General features: G+C 61.0%; 2 protein-coding genes and 1 pseudogene. All 3 read left to right on the top strand.

Going from position 1 to position 2,902, the window contains the following annotated elements; translation table 11 throughout:
* The coding region (locus tag NKI32_RS31490; protein WP_353005229.1) for a type I secretion system permease/ATPase at positions 1-1,250 on the top strand (1,250 nt) is incomplete at its 5' end.
* A pseudogene (locus NKI32_RS31485) lies at positions 1,225-1,455 on the top strand (HlyD family type I secretion periplasmic adaptor subunit); the annotation flags it as partial. The gene NKI32_RS31490 and the pseudogene NKI32_RS31485, both read left to right, overlap by 26 nt.
* A gap of 368 nt (positions 1,456-1,823) precedes the next feature.
* Positions 1,824-2,615 (top strand): calcium-binding protein, encoded by a 792-nt coding sequence (locus tag NKI32_RS31480; RefSeq protein WP_023686103.1) that lies wholly within the window; start codon positions 1,824-1,826, stop codon positions 2,613-2,615.
* The last annotated feature ends 287 nt before the right edge of the window (positions 2,616-2,902 follow it).

Genomic DNA, 2,902 nt, shown 5'->3' with positions numbered 1-2,902 from the left:
GTCTCACATCTCTGACACTCCTTGCCAACACTCTCTCGCAAGGGCCGATAAGCGATACCGTTGCCCACAACATGGCACGCAATGGTCTGCTGCAAGCAGCGCGTTGCAATGCCGAGGTCGTGCAAGCTCTCGGTCTTGGAAAGCGGATCGCTGCCCGATGGCAAAAGGCCAATGCCAAGTGTTTGGCCGCCAACCGGAAAGCTGGGGACGTGGCAGGTGGGCTGGGTGCCATTTCAAAGTCGCTGCGCGTGCTGCTGCAATCGGCCATTCTTGCCGTCGGTGCGTACCTTGTCGTCAGGGAAGAGGCTACGGCCGGGGTCATGATTGCCAGTTCGATCATGATGGGGCGTGCGCTGGCTCCGGTCGACCTCGCCATTTCAAGCTGGAAACCCTTCCTCATGGCGCGCCAGGGTTGGGCGCGGCTGGAGGACCTCTTGGAAAAGGTTCCTGAAACCGCTCCTGTTATGCTAATGCCTGCACCTGAACGCGAACTGCGCCTCGAAAGCGTGACAATCGTTCCGCCCGGTGAAAGCAAGCCGACCGTGACCGGCATTGCGTTTGCCATTCAGGCGGGAAGCGCACTCGGGGTCATCGGCCCGTCGGGCTCGGGCAAGTCGACACTCTCGCGCGCCATCGTCGGCGCATGGACGCCGGTCGCCGGGAAGGTTCGCATCGACAGCGCAAGCCTCGATCAATGGGACCGGGAAGCACTAGGCCGTCACATCGGCTATCTGCCACAAGGTGTTGAATTGTTCGATGGCACCATTGCCGAAAACATCGCTCGTTTTGAAGATGATCCTGACCCTGAGGCTATTGTCGCCGCGGCGAAAGCAGCGGGCACGCACGAACTGATCCTCCGATTTGAGCACGGATACGAAACTCCGATTGGTGAGGCCGGATCGGCACTTTCCGCCGGGCAGCGTCAGCTTATCGGTCTTGCCCGGGCCCTTTATCGAGACCCTTTCCTTGTCGTGCTGGATGAACCCAATGCCCATCTCGACGCGGAAGGCGAAGCTGCAGTCGTTAATGCGATCGCCTCCGTGCGCGAGCGCAAGGGCATTGCGGTTGTCGTCGCCCATCGGCCGAGCGCCATCCGCGCCGTCGATTTGGTGTTGGTGATGGAAGGTGGACGGCAGCGATCATTCGGTGCGCGTTCCAAAGTCCTGAAGGCCATCGAGTCTACACAGGATCACGTGGCAGAGCGCGCTGACATGGAGGATCCCGGTGTCCGGCATTCATCAGAACAATGACGTTTCGAGTCCATTCGCCGGCACCTGGTGGCGGGCCTTCTGGCGAGCGTGATCTTTGTGGGAGGAGCCGGAGCCTGGGCGACCTTCACGAATCTCTCCGGTGCGGTTGTAGCGTCCGGACACTTTGTCGTCGTTTCCTAGTGAGAAGATACAGCACCCGACTGGCGGGGTGGTCGGAGAAATCCTGGTGAACCCGGCATTTCGTACTACCTGGTGCGCCTGTCAGTTCCGATCTCGGCTCGCGCGAACGCGCTCCCTAACGTTCCATTGCTCGCAATGGGCAGTGCCGGCGCGACTCGGCAACACAGCCCCATGCCCGTTCTTCCGAGGGCGGCCCAACCAGGACGACCGGTTGCCAAGTTTTCCTGGACCGTTCTTTGAGTGTGAATGTTCGGGCCGATTGCCGGGGCGTGTCCCCGCCGCCTGCGAGCCCGCAACTGCTCAGCAGAAGGGCGAAGTGAACGAGAATGCATCCATTTCGTAAATGTATGCCTATCCAAGCAATCGATTTCTCCAATTGTCCGATGACGAATATGAACGACTCAGGCAGGGGCATCATTAGGAGTATTTTCAATGGCAAAGATTATCGAAGGTGGCCCGGGTTCCGAAACACTCCTCGGCACCGAGGGTGTTGACTGGATCGAGGGTTACCAGGGCGGTGACTGGCTTGACGGTCGTGGCGGCAACGACGAGATCTCTGGTGGCGCGGGCAGTGACCGAGCCATCGGCGGCAAGGGTAACGACCGCATCTTCGGCGGAGATGGCTGGGACGATCTCTCCGGCGACAACGGCCGCTTCAACGCGCGCGTCTCCGGTGAGGACAATGACAGGCTCAGCGGCGGACCCGGCCAGGATGTCCTCTACGTGGGTGACGGCCAGGACACGTTGACCGGGGGCAGCGACAGTGACACGTTCGTGTTCCAGTTCCACAATCCGGTGCCTGGGGTTGTCGGGTCGACGTCGGACATTACCACTATCACCGATTTCAACCCGGCGGAGGACAAGTTCGCCTTCGATGCGGTGGGCCTCTACAACGATGGTTTTGGCGCGAACTTCGTCAACAACGCCAGCATACAGTCCGGCTACCCGGTGAGCAGCTTCTACAGCGGTGCGGCCTCGGGTGCGAACGGCGAACACGTCGTGGTGATCACTGGCGAATCTTTCAACTCTGCTAATGAGGCGGCGAGTGCGATCTCCGGCGAGCACGCCGGTGACATCATTGTCTACCAAAGCAGCTACACCGACAGACTCGCAACTCTGGCCTATGTCACCGCCGACGGCAGCGCGCACGAGTTCGCCCACCTGGGCGGTGTGGTCACCGTGGCAGACCTGGGCCTGACCGCGTCCGACTTCACCTTCGTTTGATCCAGAAAACCCATACGGAACCGCGCCCGCCCCGCCCCCCTGGGCGGGCGCTTTCCCGTTTCCGCTACTTGCCATGGGCCGGGGCGCCCGGGAGCAGTCAGCGTGTACAGTGACGAAGCCCTGCGCGTCGCGCTGGTCGTGCACCGAAATCCCACTGAAGGTGTGGAGGCGGAAGCCTGTTCGGGCCCTTGCGGCCGACCATGATGAATCCCTTCCAAACCTTCAGCCGGACGGTGTTGTTGACGCGCTCCATTAAATGCCGGGATCAAACATATTCGGCGGGAGCA

The organism is Mesorhizobium sp. M0761, from assembly GCF_040320205.1.
Classification (GTDB): domain Bacteria; phylum Pseudomonadota; class Alphaproteobacteria; order Rhizobiales; family Rhizobiaceae; genus Mesorhizobium.
This window is presented reverse-complemented; position numbering and strand designations above follow the sequence as displayed.